Source organism: Acinetobacter sp. KH_038 (genome assembly GCF_057839405.1).
Genome location: NZ_CM174489.1, coordinates 1044146 through 1060011, shown reverse-complemented (window position 1 = coordinate 1060011; position 15866 = coordinate 1044146). Strand labels below are relative to the sequence as shown.

The 15866-nt window shown below is 45.3% G+C and carries 14 protein-coding genes; 5 read left to right on the top strand and 9 right to left on the bottom strand.

Features of this window, described 5'->3' with window-relative positions:
• Positions 1-81: 81 nt before the first annotated feature.
• Positions 82-1224, bottom strand: a complete 1143-nt coding sequence (locus AC3IT7_RS04955) for an acyl-CoA dehydrogenase family protein (RefSeq protein ID WP_489249602.1) — start codon at positions 1222-1224, stop codon at positions 82-84.
• Positions 1225-1386: 162 nt separating this feature from the next.
• Positions 1387-2730 carry a dicarboxylate/amino acid:cation symporter gene (locus tag AC3IT7_RS04950; protein ID WP_489249601.1) on the bottom strand — a complete coding sequence of 448 codons (1344 nt, stop codon included), beginning with the start codon at positions 2728-2730 and terminating at the stop codon, positions 1387-1389.
• Positions 2731-3137: 407 nt separating this feature from the next.
• Between AC3IT7_RS04950 and AC3IT7_RS04945 the strand changes: the two genes are divergently transcribed.
• Positions 3138-4139: a glycosyl transferase family protein gene (locus AC3IT7_RS04945; RefSeq protein ID WP_489249600.1), complete on the top strand. Its 1002-nt coding sequence runs from the start codon at positions 3138-3140 to the stop codon at positions 4137-4139.
• An 84-nt stretch (positions 4140-4223) separates the two neighbouring features.
• Here the strand turns inward: AC3IT7_RS04945 and AC3IT7_RS04940 are convergent, their stop codons facing one another.
• A complete protein-coding gene (locus tag AC3IT7_RS04940) occupies positions 4224-4496 on the bottom strand; it encodes a YeaC family protein (protein ID WP_005097466.1) in 273 nt (90 codons plus the stop codon).
• Between the two features lie 3 nt (positions 4497-4499).
• On the bottom strand, positions 4500-5438 hold the full coding sequence (locus tag AC3IT7_RS04935; RefSeq protein WP_475654556.1) for an NAD(+) kinase: 939 nt from the start codon (positions 5436-5438) through the stop codon (positions 4500-4502).
• 191 nt (positions 5439-5629) lie between these two features.
• Between AC3IT7_RS04935 and mrcB the strand changes: the two genes are divergently transcribed.
• Both mrcB and AC3IT7_RS04925 read left to right on the top strand, forming a co-directional pair.
• Positions 5630-8023: a penicillin-binding protein 1B gene (gene mrcB / locus AC3IT7_RS04930; RefSeq protein WP_489249599.1), complete on the top strand. Its 2394-nt coding sequence runs from the start codon at positions 5630-5632 to the stop codon at positions 8021-8023.
• A 12-nt stretch (positions 8024-8035) separates the two neighbouring features.
• A complete protein-coding gene (locus AC3IT7_RS04925) occupies positions 8036-8581 on the top strand; it encodes a tetratricopeptide repeat protein (RefSeq protein WP_489249598.1) in 546 nt (181 codons plus the stop codon).
• Positions 8582-8618: 37 nt separating this feature from the next.
• Here the strand turns inward: AC3IT7_RS04925 and AC3IT7_RS04920 are convergent, their stop codons facing one another.
• Positions 8619-9518: an NUDIX domain-containing protein gene (locus AC3IT7_RS04920; RefSeq protein WP_489249597.1), complete on the bottom strand. Its 900-nt coding sequence runs from the start codon at positions 9516-9518 to the stop codon at positions 8619-8621.
• Positions 9519-9656: 138 nt separating this feature from the next.
• On the opposite strand from AC3IT7_RS04920, the gene hemP reads away from it, so the two are divergent.
• The gene (gene hemP, locus AC3IT7_RS04915) at positions 9657-9824 is read left to right on the top strand and encodes a hemin uptake protein HemP (protein ID WP_005097474.1); all 168 of its coding nucleotides are present in this window, start codon (positions 9657-9659) and stop codon (positions 9822-9824) included.
• A 63-nt stretch (positions 9825-9887) separates the two neighbouring features.
• On the opposite strand, the gene AC3IT7_RS04910 is transcribed toward hemP, so the two are convergent.
• The 4 genes from AC3IT7_RS04910 to tfpB form a co-directional block, all read right to left on the bottom strand.
• On the bottom strand, positions 9888-11225 hold the full coding sequence (locus AC3IT7_RS04910; protein WP_489249596.1) for a sensor histidine kinase: 1338 nt from the start codon (positions 11223-11225) through the stop codon (positions 9888-9890).
• A 2-nt stretch (positions 11226-11227) separates the two neighbouring features.
• Positions 11228-11893 carry a response regulator transcription factor gene (locus tag AC3IT7_RS04905; RefSeq protein WP_489249595.1) on the bottom strand — a complete coding sequence of 222 codons (666 nt, stop codon included), beginning with the start codon at positions 11891-11893 and terminating at the stop codon, positions 11228-11230.
• 153 nt (positions 11894-12046) lie between these two features.
• On the bottom strand, positions 12047-12424 hold the full coding sequence (locus tag AC3IT7_RS04900; protein WP_489249594.1) for a NirD/YgiW/YdeI family stress tolerance protein: 378 nt from the start codon (positions 12422-12424) through the stop codon (positions 12047-12049).
• Positions 12425-12520: 96 nt separating this feature from the next.
• The gene (gene tfpB / locus AC3IT7_RS04895; RefSeq protein ID WP_489249593.1) at positions 12521-14278 is read right to left on the bottom strand and encodes a type IV pilus assembly ATPase TfpB; all 1758 of its coding nucleotides are present in this window, start codon (positions 14276-14278) and stop codon (positions 12521-12523) included.
• A 216-nt stretch (positions 14279-14494) separates the two neighbouring features.
• Between tfpB and AC3IT7_RS04890 the strand changes: the two genes are divergently transcribed.
• A complete protein-coding gene (locus tag AC3IT7_RS04890; RefSeq protein WP_489249592.1) occupies positions 14495-15754 on the top strand; it encodes an MgtC/SapB family protein in 1260 nt (419 codons plus the stop codon).
• Positions 15755-15866 lie beyond the last annotated feature (112 nt).

Genomic DNA, 15866 nt, shown 5'->3' with positions numbered 1-15866 from the left:
TAAAAACAGGATAATTCTATGTTGACCAAGCGTTTCCAATAAAAAAAGAGTCCGTGAAAGACTCTTTTTTTTATAGGTGTATTAACGTCCTAGCAGACCGCGTGCCACAATCTCTTTCATGATTTCATTGGTTCCCCCATAAATCCGCTGAATCCGCGCATCGACAAAGAAACGTGAAATCGGGTATTCAGTCATATAACCATATCCCCCAAAGAGCTGAAGCAGATTATCAGCAATTTTCATTTGCATATCGGTAGAAAAGCTCTTCAATGCCGCTGCTGTTTCGACATCCAGTTTGCCTTGCATATAAAGTTCAAGATTCTGGTTATAAAATGCGGCTGTCGCCAGTTCATCGATTTTTGCTTGCGCCAGTACGAAACGGGTATTCTGGAATTGACCAATCGCCTGACCAAAAGCCTGACGCTCCTTGACATATTGTGTAGTCACATCAATAGAACCACGGATGGCTCCCAGAGCCGTTGCTGCGATGGCGGTACGCTCACGCGGCAATTCCTGCATCAAATAAGCAAAACCCTGTCCCGGCTGACCCAATAACTGGTCTTTTGGTACTTTGACATTGTCGAAGAACAGCTCGGAAGTGTCCTGTGCATGTAAACCGATCTTGTCCAGATTGGTGCCTTTTTTAAAGCCGTCCAGATGGGTATCAGCCAGCAACAATGAAACACCCTTGGCACGCGCCTGAGGATCGGTTTTTACAGCCAGTACCACCAAGTCGGCATGCTGACCATTGGAAATAAAGGTTTTTGAACCATTTAATAAATAGTAGTCATCTTGCAAGATGGCGCTGGTACGCATCGCCTGTAAGTCTGAACCGGCACCCGGCTCGGTCATGCCAATCGCGCCGACCACTTCACCCGTGACCATTTTCGGCAACCAGTATTGCTTCTGCGCTTCTGTGCCGATATGCAAGATATACGGTGCAGCAATATCCGAATGACAGGATAGCCCTGTAGAGATTGCACTGTATCCGGCACGTGCGGACTCTTCGATCAGCATCAATGAATAATCGGTCGGTACTCCGTAGCCACCATATTCCTCCGGAACATCGACACACAAGAAGCCATTTTCACCGAGTGCATTCCAGACTGAACGCGGCATCAATCCTTCACGTTCCCACTGCTCATAATACGGTGCGACATGTTCGTTCATGAAGCGTTTAAAGTTATCGCGGAATAATTCCAGATCGGCATCGTAGGCAAGCATTCTATTGTCCTTATACTGTTTATCGTTTTATTTCCTGTTCACAGACTATCCATTTTCAGCTTGCCTGTCATGTACTGCTCTTGATCTTTTTACTAACTTCACAGTCAGATAAAAACAAAAAAAGGAAGCCGAAGCTTCCTTTTTTCCTAGCCAAAACTGGAATTAATGCGCGTTATTGCCTTCTTGCGCCATTTTTTCATCAATTTCTGCCGGATTTGCCAATGCATAGTTCAGCTTGTCCATATCCAGCTGACCTACCCATTTTGCAACGACTAAAGTCGCCAGAGAGTTACCTACCAGGTTCGTTAAAGCACGAGCTTCAGACATGAAACGGTCAATACCAAGAATCAATGCCAGACCTGCCACAGGAATATTCCCTACAGCAGCCAAGGTTGCCGCCATCACAATAAAGCCTGAACCTGTTACGCCTGCCGCACCTTTAGAAGAGATTAACAATACCAGTAGCAGTGTAATTTGATGTGACAAATCAAGTTGCGTATTGGTTGCTTGCGCAATGAAGATCGCAGCCATGGTCAAGTAAATTGACGTACCGTCCAGGTTAAATGAATAACCCGTTGGAATAACCAGACCGACAACCGACTTCTCGGCACCTGCAAGTTCCAGTTTCTTCAGCATACGAGGTAATACCGATTCTGAAGAAGATGTACCCAGTACAATCAGCAGTTCTTCGCGAATCAGGCGAATCATTTTCATGATGCTGAAACCCGCGAAACGCGCAATTGAACCGAGAACAATGAAAATAAACAGGATACAGGTGACATAGAAGCAAATGATCAACTGTGCCAGCTGTGCCAGAGAACCGATACCATATTTACCAATGGTAAAGGCCATCGCACCGAATGCACCGATCGGTGCAAGTTTCATCACCATGTTCACAATGTTAAAGAATACATGTGAAATCTGGTCAATAAGTTTAAGGACTGGCTTGCCTTGCTCACCCAGCTTATGCAGCGCAAAACCAAAGATGATTGCGAACAACAATACTTGCAGAATTTCGCCTTCTGCAAATGCGCCGACTACAGTATTTGGGATGATATTCATCAGGAAGTCGATGGTCGATTGTGACTCGCCCGAAGCGACATATTTACTGATGCCCGTAGTATCCAGTGAAGCAGGATCAACGTTCATGCCTACACCTGGCTTGACCACGTTAATCACCACCAGACCGATCACCAAAGCAATCGTGGAGACGATTTCGAAGTAAAGTAAAGCAACACCACCAGTTTTACCCACTGATTTCATGCTTTCCATACCTGCAATACCGCTGACCACGGTACAGAAAATCACAGGTGCGATGATCATTTTAATCAAACGGATAAATGCATCACCTAGCGGTTTAAGCTGTTCACCCAAGCCAGGAACATACTGTTCTGCACCATTGATAATTTGCGTACCACTAGGCGAGAAATGCCCGACCAGGATACCTGCAATAATGGCCACAATCACCTGAAAATACAGTGACTTATAAATTGGTTTTTTCGCCATAATAAATCTACTTGAACGATATCAAAAATAAAAAGACCATTTTAAGAAATGCAGTGACCTATTCATCTGCTCTAAAGATGAATATGATCAAATCTCAATAGGCTTAAGAGAGTGTTCAAAATAAAAAATCAGCCACGCATTCAATCTGACATTCAATATCAGATTAAAGTATTAGATGGGAGAAAGAGATTAAGAAAAATTAAACAAACTCTGTAAATTGTCTAAATTTTACCGAATAATCCGACTAAATGTGCATAAAATATGATGCAATTGTCTGTTTTTTGATCCAGATCGAATTAGACATTAGTCGATAAGCAGCTTTAGAGGATGGTTTTACGTATACTGAAAAGTTTTGTGGATTTTTGCTCGTTCCCTTGAATTAATATTTGCTGAAAGCTGTGTAAGTTATGAATACCAAAAGAAATATCTATAAAGATTTCGAACATCCCTTCGCCCAATATGTACGCATCGTGGGTAAAGGAAAAAATGGTGCCCGTTCGCTCAGTTATGATGAAGCCTATCAAGCCTTTAGCATGATTCTGAAAAATGAAGTGCTGGATGTGCAGTTAGGCGCATTCTTGATGTTATTGCGGGTTAAGGAAGAATCTGTAGAAGAGTTGGCCGGTTTTGTTCAGGCAACACGGGATCAGCTTGAGTTTAAACCTCTAAATGTCGATCTGGACTGGTCTTCTTATGCCGGTAAGCGCAAGCATTATCCATGGTTTATTCTGGCAGCGCTGACACTGGCCAAGCATGGTTATAATATTGTGATGCATGGCGCCTCAGGTCATACCATGAACCGGGTCTACACCGAACAGGTACTGACTTACTTAGGCTATCCTATCTGTCAAAATGATGATGAAGTAGAGCAGCAATTACAGCAACGACATTTTGCGTATATCCCGCTAGACGTGATTTCCCCGATTCTGGCCGACCTGATTGCCTTACGCAATGTGATGGGACTTCGTTCCCCGATTCACACCTTAGCGCGTCTGATCAACCCGTTTAATGCCAAAGCTACCCTACAAGCGATTTTCCATCCGGCGTATCGCGGTTCGCATCAACAGGCCGCTTATCAGCTCGGTTATAAAAATAGCGTCGTAATTAAAGGCGAAGGTGGCGAGTTTGAGCGTAACCCCGATGCCAAAACCCTGATCTGCGGTATTAAAGATGGCGAACTGTACCAACATGAACTGCCAAAACTGACGGATAACCGCAGTCCAATTGAAGAAGAACTCGATCTGGACATTTTTAAAGCGGTTTGGGATGGTCAGCAAAACCATACTTATGGCGAAATTGCAGTCACCGAAACGATGGGTATTGCACTGTACTGCATGGGCGTATGTGACAGCTATGAAGTTGCGATGCAAAAAGCTCAAGATTTATGGGCGACCCGTCACACAGTTTAATGTCCTGATCATCAAGAAAAAGGCATTGTTCATTCACTGAACAATGCCTTTTTAAATATCTTTCAACTGACTCGACGCCAGTGCTTAAACAAAACGGATCGGCTTGAATTCCGGCTCATTCTTGTGATGATCATCATCACATTCCTCGCCTTCTTCTTTGGTGCCACGATCGATAAAACCGCTGCGTTCATTTTCAGGCAGGTTTTTCATTTCCCAGGCATAGACTGCCTGCATACAGGTCTGACGCTGCTCTTGGGTTAAAGCTACACCGTTTGGCCATTTTCCAATTTCAATTGCTGTTCTTAGGCGTTCAACAATCTCAGGATTGAGTACGGCAAGCATTTGTTCAATATTCATGATTTAATCCTGCTTAAAATAATCAAAGTCCTGATTCCACCCCAGTTTGGTGCGACAGGCATTATAAAAGTCATAGCCAGGTGGATGCAGAAGATTCAGTTTAAATGGATGCTTGCGAATATGGACACTATCGCCCACATTCAAAGACACACTGTGCTGTCCATCCGCACTAACCATCGGTAGTACGCGATTTTCACGAATCAGTAATTTAATTTCGCTGTGTCCACCCACCACAATCGGGCGTGAAGACAGGGTATGCGGATGCATCGGTACCAGCGCAATCGCATCCATGCTCGGATGCACAATCGGCCCGCCCCCAGAGAGTGCATAAGCAGTAGAGCCAGTCGGCGTAGATACGATCAGGCCATCACTATGCTGACGATAGACATATTGACCATCAATATTCAGCTCAAAATCGATCATATGCACCGATTTTCCTGAATGTAGCACGACATCATTCAGTGCAATCGCATCATAAATGACTTCACCTTTGGAACGAATTTCAAGTTCAAGTAAAAAACGTCGTTCGGTCTGAAAGTCACCTTTTAAGACCTGATCCAGCTTAAAGATCACCTCGGTCGGTTTAATGTCGGTTAAAAACCCCAGACGACCACGGTTAACACCAATGACTGGTGTATTGTACTTTACCAGTGCACGTGCTGCATGTAATAAGGAACCGTCACCACCCACCACAATCACCAGATCCACCACTTCACCCAATAAGGCACGACTGACGGTTTGGGTATTTTGATATGGCACAAGTTCAGCTGTCGCTGCATCAAAAACTGGATGTAGGCCTAAATTGAGAAGATGATCGTGAATAAGGCATAAGGTTTCAACCACCGACGATTTATCAGGACGTCCTATTAACCCGATATTTCGAAAGGTCTTATGGGAAATTTGCACCAGTGTCGTCGCTCCGCTACGAATCTTGCATATCATAACATTAAGCTCTACCTGGATGACAATTTATAACAGTGCTTCATGCGTAGGAAATTATTTGAAATATATTTAAATTAAGGAGAAATTGTGAGGTTTAATTTTAATTTTAAGCGCATTTATGGATTAAATATTGCAAAATAATGAAAAGCTTCGCATGATTAGCACAATTTCACAGGATCTTATAAGTATTTATGAAATCTGAGCGTGGCATGGGGTTTCTTGCCTTAATTTTCTCTATTATCGTCATTTCCATCTTTGTAGCATTTAGTATCTATCTGATTAAATTAGATAATATTGTACGCGACAAATTTGAAGGTCAACGCTGGGATATACCCGCAAAGGTCTTCGCACGTCCAATGGAAGTGTATGTCAATGCCCCGGTCAGCCTGCAGGATTTCCAACAAGAATTAAAATTACTCGGCTATAAAAGTTCTGACAGTTATACCAAATCAGGTAGTTTTGTTACTACAGGCAATATTTTATATGTGCATACGCGCGGCTTTGATTTCGGTGACCGGGTCGAACCGGAACAGATCTTAAAAGTCAGTTTCAGTGGTGAACAGATTGCTGAAGTCAGCGCAACCAAACCCTCTTCAAGCGGGATTGCCCGTTTAGAACCATTACTGATTGGCGGGATTTATCCGCAGCATAATGAAGACCGGGTACTGATCAAACTGAATAAAGTACCCAAACCCTTGATTGAAGCATTGATCGCGACTGAAGACCGTAAGTTCTATGAGCATCATGGCGTATCGCCACGCGGTATTGCACGTGCCGTGGTCAGCAATATTACCGGTGGTAAACGTCAGGGTGGTTCGACCCTGACCCAGCAACTGGTCAAAAATTTCTATTTAACGCCTGAACGTACTTTAAAACGTAAAGTAAATGAGGCGTTTATGGCGATGCTGATTGAATTGCATTATGACAAGAATGAAATTCTGGAAGCATATCTGAATGAGGTAAATCTGGGCCAAAATGGTAACTATTCTATCAATGGTTATGGCTTGGCTTCCCAGTTTTATTTTGGCCTGCCGCTGCGTGAACTGAATATTTCCCAGCAAGCGTTTCTGGTGGGTCTGGTTCAGGGGCCAAGCCTGTACAACCCATGGCGCAATCCTGAAAGTGCAAAAAAACGTCGCGATATTGTCCTGAACAATATGCTGGTGATGGATTATCTGACTCAGGAACAATATGAAAAAGAAACTGCCCGTCCACTCAATGTTATCTCTAAACCGACATTAGGCCCTGCCCGCTTCCCGGATTTCCTGGATATTGTACGTCGCCAATTACGCACTGACTATCAGGAAACTGACCTGACCAATCAGGGTCTGCGGATTTTCACCACACTGGATCCTTTGGCTCAAACCCGGATTCAGGACAGCTTTAAAGAAACAGTGGCACGTTTAAGCAAGTCTAATCCAGGTCGTTTAAAGGACTTGCAAGGTGCCGTACTGGTATCACATCCGGAAAATGGTGAACTGGTCGCTGCAGTAGGTTCTACTCAGGATTTTACCGGTTTTAACCGGGCAGTTGATGCCAAACGTCAGGTCGGTTCCCTGCTAAAGCCTGTGATTTATCTGAGTGCACTGGAGTCGAACCGTTATCATTGGGCCAGTCCAATTGAAGACAGTGAAATCAGCATCAAGAGTGATGGCAAAACCTGGACCCCGAAAAACTATAGCGGTCGTGGACATGGTGTCGTACCTATGTCACAGGCATTATCACAATCTTATAACCTGTCTACCGTACGTTTAGGCCAGGAATTTGGTTTATCTACCTTTATTAATCATCTGAAAAAGTTTGGCGTGACTTCCGATATTCCATCTTATCCGTCGATTTATCTGGGCGCGGTGGATATGTCTCCAATGGAAGTCATGAATATTTATGGTAACTTCGCGACCGGCGGCTTTAAATATCCAACCAAGTCCATTCGTTCTGTGGTCGATGCCAATGGACGGATACTTGACCGCTATAGTTTGAGTGTGCAACCGACCATTGATCCGGCATCAGCCTATGCCCTGAATTATGGCTTGCAACAGGTAATGTCGAGCGGTACAGGCCGTGCAGCTTATAACAGTCTGCCAAGCAGCCTGAATCTTGCAGGTAAATCAGGTACTACCAATGACAGCCGTGATTCATGGTTTGCCGGCTATTCAGGTAATTATATGACCGTGGTCTGGCTGGGTCTGGATGACAACAAAGTGACTGGCTTAACCGGTTCCTCTGGTGCACTTCCAGTCTGGGTCAATGTCATGAAACAGCTACGCCAGAAGCCGGTCAATCTGCCACAACCGAATGAAATTCAATGGCACTGGCTGGATCGTTATACCGGCTTGTTGTCTGCGCCAGGCTGTGAAGGTGCCATGTATATTCCGATTTCGCAGCATTCGCTACCGAATCAGGCCACCCCTTGCGGTCTCTCGCGCTATGTGACGGAACCAGTGACCATCGACTCGGAACCTTCTTCTTCCAATCCGGACGAGATGGATGATATCAGCCGTTATATACAAGAAAGTGAAACAGAAATAGAACGCGATCTTGCCAACGAAACCCGTATCATCGCGAGTGGAAGTTATAGCCATTAATTGAGTATGTTTATGTTACAAAAAATCATCCCTGGCCTGCTCATCCTCAGTTTGGTGGGCTGCCAAAGTTTTCCAGAGCCAGAAAAGCCAACTGCTCCTGCCAAGCCTGCGGCAGAAAAGCCTAAAACACAGACACAGGACGGCGTAGTCATTACCCCTTATGACCGTCCTGAAATCAAACGCCAGAAAATTGTGATTCCCGAGCAAAAGCCAAAAAGTCAAAAATTTGATGATGGCCGTAATCTGCCTGTCTTCAAGCGCCTTATGCAGCAAACCCAGCAGGCCTATGCCAAGCAGCAATTTTCTCAGGCCGAAGCAGCAGCGGTACAAGCCCAGCGCCTGGCACCTCAAGCATCTGAAACTTATCTGTACCTGGGCATGATTGCGAACCGCAAAAATCAGCCTGCACGTGCAGATGCTTTTGCATTACGTGGGCTGAGCTATGCGCAATCAAATGCGATGAAGAAACAACTCTGGCAGGTTCGTTTAAAGGCTGCACAACAGCAAAAAGACACCAAAGCCATTCAAAATGCCCAGCAGGCTTTAAAAAAACTTTAATGTCTTAATTAGAGCTTACTAATATAAAGTAGCTTACTTATATATTGCGTATACCTGCAATGCCATAGGCATGCTGGCGTTGTGCATAGCCCAGATCTTCTGTTTTCAGCCCGCCCAAGGCAAATACCGGAATCTGTACCTGGATTGCCAGCTGTTGGAACTGCTCCCAGCCCAATGCCTCAGTACCCGGGTGTGTCGGTGTCGCCAGCACCGGACTGAGCAAAGCTGCCTCACAGCCAATCTGTTCAGCCTGCTGTAATGTCGCCAGATCATGGCAGGCTGCAATATAACGATAGCCTCGCAGCAACTGACCGGCTTGCAAGGCCATTAACTGGGACTGGTTCAGGTGAAGGGTGCGAATCGTTTGCTGCTGTAATTCGTTAAGCTGTGACCAGAGCTCCTGATTAATTATTAGCTTGGAAAGCAGTTCAATCGGAAGCTGTTGTAATTGCATAACACGTTCAGGTGTGATTGCCACTCGCCAATATAGCATCTGATCCGGATCGAGTTGCTGCAAAGTCGCCAGATCCTCTGCAATCTTGATACGCTGCGGCCATTGCAGCTTTTGCAGCATGGACTGGTTGGCTTTGGGAAAATTCAGACTGCTGAGCTGTTCACGCGCATACCAGCTCCAGGGTTTTTTAATTCCTGACAATTGTGATGCAGATACTGATGCATGAAAGACATGTAAATTGACGATGACATCTTCATACTCATGACTGATAAAATCGAATGCATGCCAGTGTTCCAGATCAATTCCGACCTCTTCCTGCACTTCACGCCGACAGGCTTCGACAGGCTGCTCGCCCTGTTCTACCTTTCCACCTGGAAATTCATATTTATTGCCTTGATGCTGTTTTGCCTCACGCCAACCAACAAGCACCTGATTTTGATGAAATAAGATTGCAATCGCAACATGAATTGTAGGTTTAGACATAATTTTACTGCACTCGAAGTTTTACAAATTGTAAGCAAATTGCACTATTTTATAAATTACAGAATAATTCGTTGACAGACCTATTCGATAATGATTATCATTTAAACCAATCCAAACAGATACCACGGAGTCGATGGAATGAACGCACCTTTTAGCTTGTTTAGCCGCAATAATAGCCATCATGCACTACCTATGTTGCATTCAAATAACCTTTTCGCGCTTGGGCGTGAAATCAGAATCATGCATGCCGGCGAAGAATACCGTTTACGCCTGACCCGTAATAACCGCCTGATTCTCACAAAATAACCATAACACCCTGATTATAATAAACGTGGGAACAAGCAGTATGAATCAGCGCATACTGCTTTTTTACTGGCGGGATTCATGCTTTTTAAAATTAAGGATAATTTTCAGCCCACCCAGATCAGAAGCAGCAATATCAATTTCTGCTGCATGCAATTGCATGATCTTACGGCAAATCGAAAGTCCCAAACCCGAACCTGAAGTACGTGTCCCCAAGACGCGATAAAACCGCTCTCCAAGATGTGCCAATACTTCCGGCGCTATTCCTGTTCCCGAATTTTCAATCAGCAAGCGCAGATCTCCTGTGGCATCTACATCAGTTTTTATCTCGATTTTGCCCTGTTCTGGTGTATATCGAATTGCATTATCTATCAGGTTACGAATACAGCTAAAAATTAATTCCGGATTTGCCATGATCTGGCCATCTCCGATGCTCAATTGCCATTCGATCTGCTTTTCTGCAGCAAAAGGTTGCAAGGCCTGTAGTACTTCCTGAACCATCATTTTCAGGTTTACGGGCTGCTTGGGCAGCTGTTCTGCCTTTTCAGGATCTAGTCTTGCCAGCAAGAGTAAGTTTTCCAGTACCTGGGCACCACGATTCACATCATTCTGAATAAGTTGTAATGCCTGCGGTAACTGGGCATCCTGCTGATATTGACGTTTCAGTACCTGCAAACGCATCTGAATTGCAGAAAGCGGTGAACGTAATTCATGCGATGCATCTGCGGTAAAGCGCTGTTCCGCTGCCAGTGATTTTTCCAGCCGGCTGAGCATGGCATTCAACTGATGCACGATCGGTTGCAATTCCGTGATTTCAGGATCCGGACTGCAGATCGGACTTAAATCTTCGGCCGACTTGGCGCCTATCGCTCTGGAAATATTGTTTAAAGGCCGTAATTGACGTTTCACCCCCACGTGTAAAATCAGCCATTGCAATAACCAGAGCAGGAGTAAAATTCCGGCAAAACTTAAGGTGGTTTGCCATAATTCATTAAAACGTACTGATAAAGGCTGCAGCACTTTGACCTGCAATCCTTCATCTTCCGCAATCAAAATCCGGATAAAATGGCCATTTTCATAGGCGAACTGAAAGCCACTTGGTTCATCTGCCTGTAGGCTGTTGAGCAGGTCATCCTCAATAGAGGTGGTCAAAATATCCTGATTGAACAACAGCGCATATTGAATATCGAATTGCTCGCTGATTTCATCGACCTGATCGCCTTCGGCCTGTCTGACATCCCCAAGTAATAACTCGGCAATCTGTTCCATCAAATCATCATGCAGCTGAATCGCCTGATAGCTGGAAATCCCGAGCAGCAGCAACCATGCCAATACTCCTGCCAGTATGGAGCTGAGCATGGCATTCTTGATCAGGCGGGTTTGCAGGGAGACGGGTGCAGACATATTTATGCCTCAGGTTTATGCATGCGATAACCCAGGCCACGAATGGTTTTAATCATCTGGCTGCCAATTTTTTTACGCAGTTGATAAATAAACACTTCAATGGCATTACTTTCAATTTCATCACCCCAGGCATATAGCGATTCTTCCAGTTGCTCGCGGGTAATGATATGTTCCGGCTGCTGCATCAGTTTATATAAAATCTGAAATTCTTTCGCGGTCAGACCAATCGCCTGACCAGCCTTGTTCAGTGCCTTGGCCTGGGTGTCCAGACTTAAATCCTGCCATTTCAGAATATGATTTGGCGTTTGCTGTTTCAGTCTTAACTGCGCGCGTACCCGGGCAGAAAGCTCTTCCAGACTAAAAGGTTTGACCAGATAATCATTGGCACCAAGATCCAGTCCCTCAACCCGGTCATTAATACTGTCCCGGGCGGTAATAAAAATTACCGGTGTATCTTTCTGTGTGCTGCGCAGGCTTTTTAGAATATCGTCTCCCGTTGCATTGGGAAGTCCGCGATCCAGCAACACGCAGTCATAGTGATGTTGTTCGATGGCCAAAATGGCATGATCGCCACGCTCGACCCAGTCAATCACATAGCCATCCATTTCCAGCCAGGTCTGAATACTTTCTGCCTGAGACTGATCATCTTCTGCCAAAAGAATACGCATGCTGTGCTCCGCTTTGCCAATCTCTCTATCTTGCCCTGAAAAATGTCCAGACTCAAAAAAACCACATGCTTTTTTGTATGATTTGCATGTGGTTTTTTACAATCCTCGAATCCAGAACAAGCTTCAGATTCAATTCAGCTGTTCATATTAGAATTAGAAACGAAGCTGCTCGACATCAATTTCAACTCGTTTTGCCGGTTTATAATCAATATCCACTTCACCGATAATGGTCACTGGGATTTTGGCTGAAATCGGTTTGCCCTGCCAAAGTTCATCATCAATTTCTACGGTGATGCTGCCGGTGCTATCACGGAACTGATATTTTTCATCACCGACCGCTTTAACCACATAGCCTTTAAGCTGAACATTGCTATCATCTTTCATGCCCAAAGCCTGTTTAACGGTAGTGACTTGAGCAAAAGCGGCCTGATTCACCACGGGCTGGTTCACGGTTTCGCTACTCGCCACGGCTGCTGTCGCGATTGAACCCATCAGGGTGGCTGCTAAAACGGTATTCATCATCATTTTCATTACATATACCTCTATGTGTATCTGTGCTTGGTTTCGATAATGCAATTAAAACAGCCGAAGATGAGCTGAATCTTAAGAAACCCTCATTTTCAAAAATTAATTTAAGGGAACCACTCTCAAGACTTCTTCCAGTGTGGTCATTCCTTCCATGACTTTACGTGCGCCGGCAATACGCAGCGGTTCTACCCCCTCTTTTTTGGCCTGCTGGCGTAACTGGTTCAGATTGGCATCGGCCCCAATCAACTGCTTGGTTTCCAGACTCAGGGGCATAAATTCATAAATGCCGACACGACCTTTATAACCGGTGTGACGGCATTCCTCGCAGCCTACTGCTTTAAAGACAAATTCCGGACGTGGTAGTGGATAATCTGCCGCCAGATGCTGCCATTCCTGTTCATTCAGGAAGCTTTCCTGCTTGCAATGCGGACACAGTTTACGCACCAGACGCTGAGCCAATACCCCAAGAATAGTGGCTGCAGTCAAAAACGGTTGTACGCCCAGATCATGCAAACGGGTCAGACTCGACGGCGCATCATTGGTATGTAAGGTAGATAACACCAGATGGCCGGTCAGTGCCGCCTGGATCGCCATATTGGCAGTGTCCTGATCACGAATCTCACCGACCATGATAATGTCCGGATCCTGACGCATCAGCGCGCGCACGCCATCGGCGAAGCCCAGCTCAATGCCATTATTAACCTGCATCTGGTTAAAACTCGGTTCCAGCATCTCGATCGGATCTTCAATGGTACAGACATTGACCTGTTCGGTGGCCAGCTGCTTCAAGGTCGAATACAGGGTGGTGGTTTTACCGGAACCGGTTGGCCCGGTGACCAGAATAATGCCGTGACTATGACTGGTCAGCGTATTCCAGTCATTGAGCAGATGCCCTTCAAAACCGAGTTGCTGAAAGCTTCTGACCAGGACTTCCGGATCAAAAATACGCATCACCAGTTTTTCGCCAAATGCGGTCGGCAAGGTCGACAGACGCAGTTCGGTTTCCTGCCCTTTTGGTGTTCGGGTTTTCAGACGGCCATCCTGTGGCTTGCGCTTTTCTGCAACATTCATCCGGCCCAGAATCTTGATCCGGGAAATCACCGCAGTCAAGGTATTGGCTGGCATGTTGTAGATAGTATGCAACACCCCATCGATTCGAAAGCGAATCTTGCCGGTGCCTTTACGTGGCTCCATATGAATATCACTGGCACCCTGCTCAAAGGCAAATTGCAGCACCCAGTCCACCAGCTTGACAATATGCTGGTCATTGGCATCCGGATTTTGTGAATCGCCCAGTTGCAGCAAGGCTTCAACGCCTTTGTTTTCCCGGTCATAGGCCGAAGATTTTTGTGAGCCACTGACTGCCCGGCTGACCTGATAATATTCCACGATATAACGTTGTAACTGTTCCGGATTCAGCAACACCCGCTGGATTTTTCTTGGGGAAATATTCTGCTCAAGATTCGAGATCCATTCGGTCTTATAAGGCTGATCGGTGGCAATTAGCACCTTGTCGGCCTGAATCTCCACAGCGAGAATATGGTTACGTAGCGCATATTCCTGTGACATGACCTGAGTCAATGCCTGCACATCCGCTTTTAAAGGATCAATGATATAGAACATAAATCCGGTCTTTTCGGCGAGCCACTGACACAAGCGGTTCAAGGTCAAGGTGGTTTGAGGATGGGATTGATCAATGAGATTGAAGTTGGCAATCCATTGTAAGGGATGCCATTTTAACTGGTCACGTTGCCGATGCGTGGTCTGTATCAGCATGCGGTCACGTTCACTTATTTTGCCATCTTTAAACAGTTGGTCTAAACACCAGGCCGTATCAATTTCAAAATCAAATTTCATTATTATCAGTCCCCAAACCTGCCTTCACTATAGCAAGTTTTTGTGATTTTTTCGCATTCCCCAGTTGCTCCTGCCGGTGACTTTTACCGAATGGATGTAAAAACAACAACACTTCCCGAGCTTTATTCACTCCTCGCTGTATTTCCGGCTTGCTGCTACCTGAAGGAATCGCCTATATTTCAATCAGCATGTTTTGTTTGGTGACTGAGGTGAAACTTGGATTTTAGCGTGGTGCCCTTTAATAGCAGTAGCTCTTTTCAGGACCTTCTGGCCATTCTGACAGCGGCTCTGGGCTGTGGTTTGTTAATTGGTCTGGAACGAGAACGTCATAAACAACGTGAACAGCAACCCAGTTTTGCCGGATTACGCTCTTTTGCCATTTGCGCCTTATTGGGAACGCTGTGCTTTTTATTCGGTATGGGTATTGGGCTTGCCGGTGCGCTAATTATTGGGGGAATGGTGATTTTTTCGATCCGAAATCAGCCTGAAGATCCTGGAATTACCACAGAACTGGCGTTCATCATGACATATTTCATTGGGGCAATCTGCCTGTGGAACATTCCGCTGGCTGCCGGGCTCGCGGTCATATTGACGATTATTCTAATGGCCAAACATTCCATGCATCATCTTGCCGGGCAATGGATCACTGAAGCAGAATTTAGAGATGGACTGTTATTACTGGCACTGATTCTGATCGGTCTGCCCCTGACACCTGATACGCCTTTATGGGGAGAAGTCCTCAATCCGCACCTGATCTTGAGACTACTGACTTTAATTCTGGTGGTACAGGCACTTGCTCACGTGGCCAAGCGGCTTCTTTCCACTAAAAATGCCCTCATGCTTTCTTCCCTTGCTTCGGGCTTTGTCTCGAGTACCGCGACTATTGCCCATTTGGGTCTACAGGTACGTAAAGGTGAAGTCGATGCCAAATCCAATGCTGGTGCAGCCCTTATGTCCTGTATTTCGACCTTGGTATTGCTCTTTATTGTCGTGGGAGGCGTTTCATGGAACTGGCTTAAAATTCTGATTGCCCCCTCTTTGGTTGCGATGGTGCTATTGGCGGCCTGTGCATTTCTGCTGTTACGCAAAGCCAGGTCACCTGAACAACCTGAAAAGGAACAAGATAGTCAGATATTTAGCCTTAAAGAGGCCGTCATTATTGCGGTTACACTGACCCTGATTCAGGCTGGAGTATACGGTCTTGAACTTTGGCTTGGAAATGCTGGCTTGCTGGCCGGGACTTTACTTGCTTCTTTGTTCGAGATTCATGCAGCTATGGCCAGTGTGGTCATTCAAGGCGATCCGTCCAATACCCGCCTGATTTATGCCCTACTCTTGGGGCTGGGTGCTCATGCTTTAGCCAAATCAGTCAATGCCGCGATAACCGGTGGCTTTAAATTTGCCCTGTACTTTGTTCCAGTACAGATTCTGCATATGACAGTGTTGATTGGTCTGTTGTGGTGGATGGTTTTTTGATTATTAAGTATATTTAAATATTTAATTTTTATATATTTTGCAAGTTTAATTTTGGTGTTTACTGATTATAATCAGTCCGCTTTACTTTTAAAAAACAATTTTATTACTATAA

Excerpts from the sequence above, each read along its gene's own strand:
- AC3IT7_RS04905 (WP_489249595.1), bottom strand. The coding sequence starts at position 11,893 with ATGCGTATTCTTTTGGCAGAAGATGATCAGTCTCAGGCAGAAAGTATT.
- AC3IT7_RS04950 (WP_489249601.1), bottom strand. The coding sequence starts at position 2,730 with ATGGCGAAAAAACCAATTTATAAGTCACTGTATTTTCAGGTGATTGTG.
- AC3IT7_RS04920 (WP_489249597.1), bottom strand. The coding sequence starts at position 9,518 with ATGTCTAAACCTACAATTCATGTTGCGATTGCAATCTTATTTCATCAA.
- AC3IT7_RS04940 (WP_005097466.1), bottom strand. The coding sequence starts at position 4,496 with ATGAATATTGAACAAATGCTTGCCGTACTCAATCCTGAGATTGTTGAA.
- mrcB (WP_489249599.1), top strand. The coding sequence starts at position 5,630 with ATGAAATCTGAGCGTGGCATGGGGTTTCTTGCCTTAATTTTCTCTATT.
- tfpB (WP_489249593.1), bottom strand. The coding sequence starts at position 14,278 with ATGAAATTTGATTTTGAAATTGATACGGCCTGGTGTTTAGACCAACTG.
- AC3IT7_RS04900 (WP_489249594.1), bottom strand. The coding sequence starts at position 12,424 with ATGAAAATGATGATGAATACCGTTTTAGCAGCCACCCTGATGGGTTCA.
- AC3IT7_RS04935 (WP_475654556.1), bottom strand. The coding sequence starts at position 5,438 with ATGATATGCAAGATTCGTAGCGGAGCGACGACACTGGTGCAAATTTCC.
- AC3IT7_RS04910 (WP_489249596.1), bottom strand. The coding sequence starts at position 11,225 with ATGTCTGCACCCGTCTCCCTGCAAACCCGCCTGATCAAGAATGCCATG.
- AC3IT7_RS04955 (WP_489249602.1), bottom strand. The coding sequence starts at position 1,224 with ATGCTTGCCTACGATGCCGATCTGGAATTATTCCGCGATAACTTTAAA.
- AC3IT7_RS04945 (WP_489249600.1), top strand. The coding sequence starts at position 3,138 with ATGAATACCAAAAGAAATATCTATAAAGATTTCGAACATCCCTTCGCC.
- hemP (WP_005097474.1), top strand. The coding sequence starts at position 9,657 with ATGAACGCACCTTTTAGCTTGTTTAGCCGCAATAATAGCCATCATGCA.
- AC3IT7_RS04925 (WP_489249598.1), top strand. The coding sequence starts at position 8,036 with ATGTTACAAAAAATCATCCCTGGCCTGCTCATCCTCAGTTTGGTGGGC.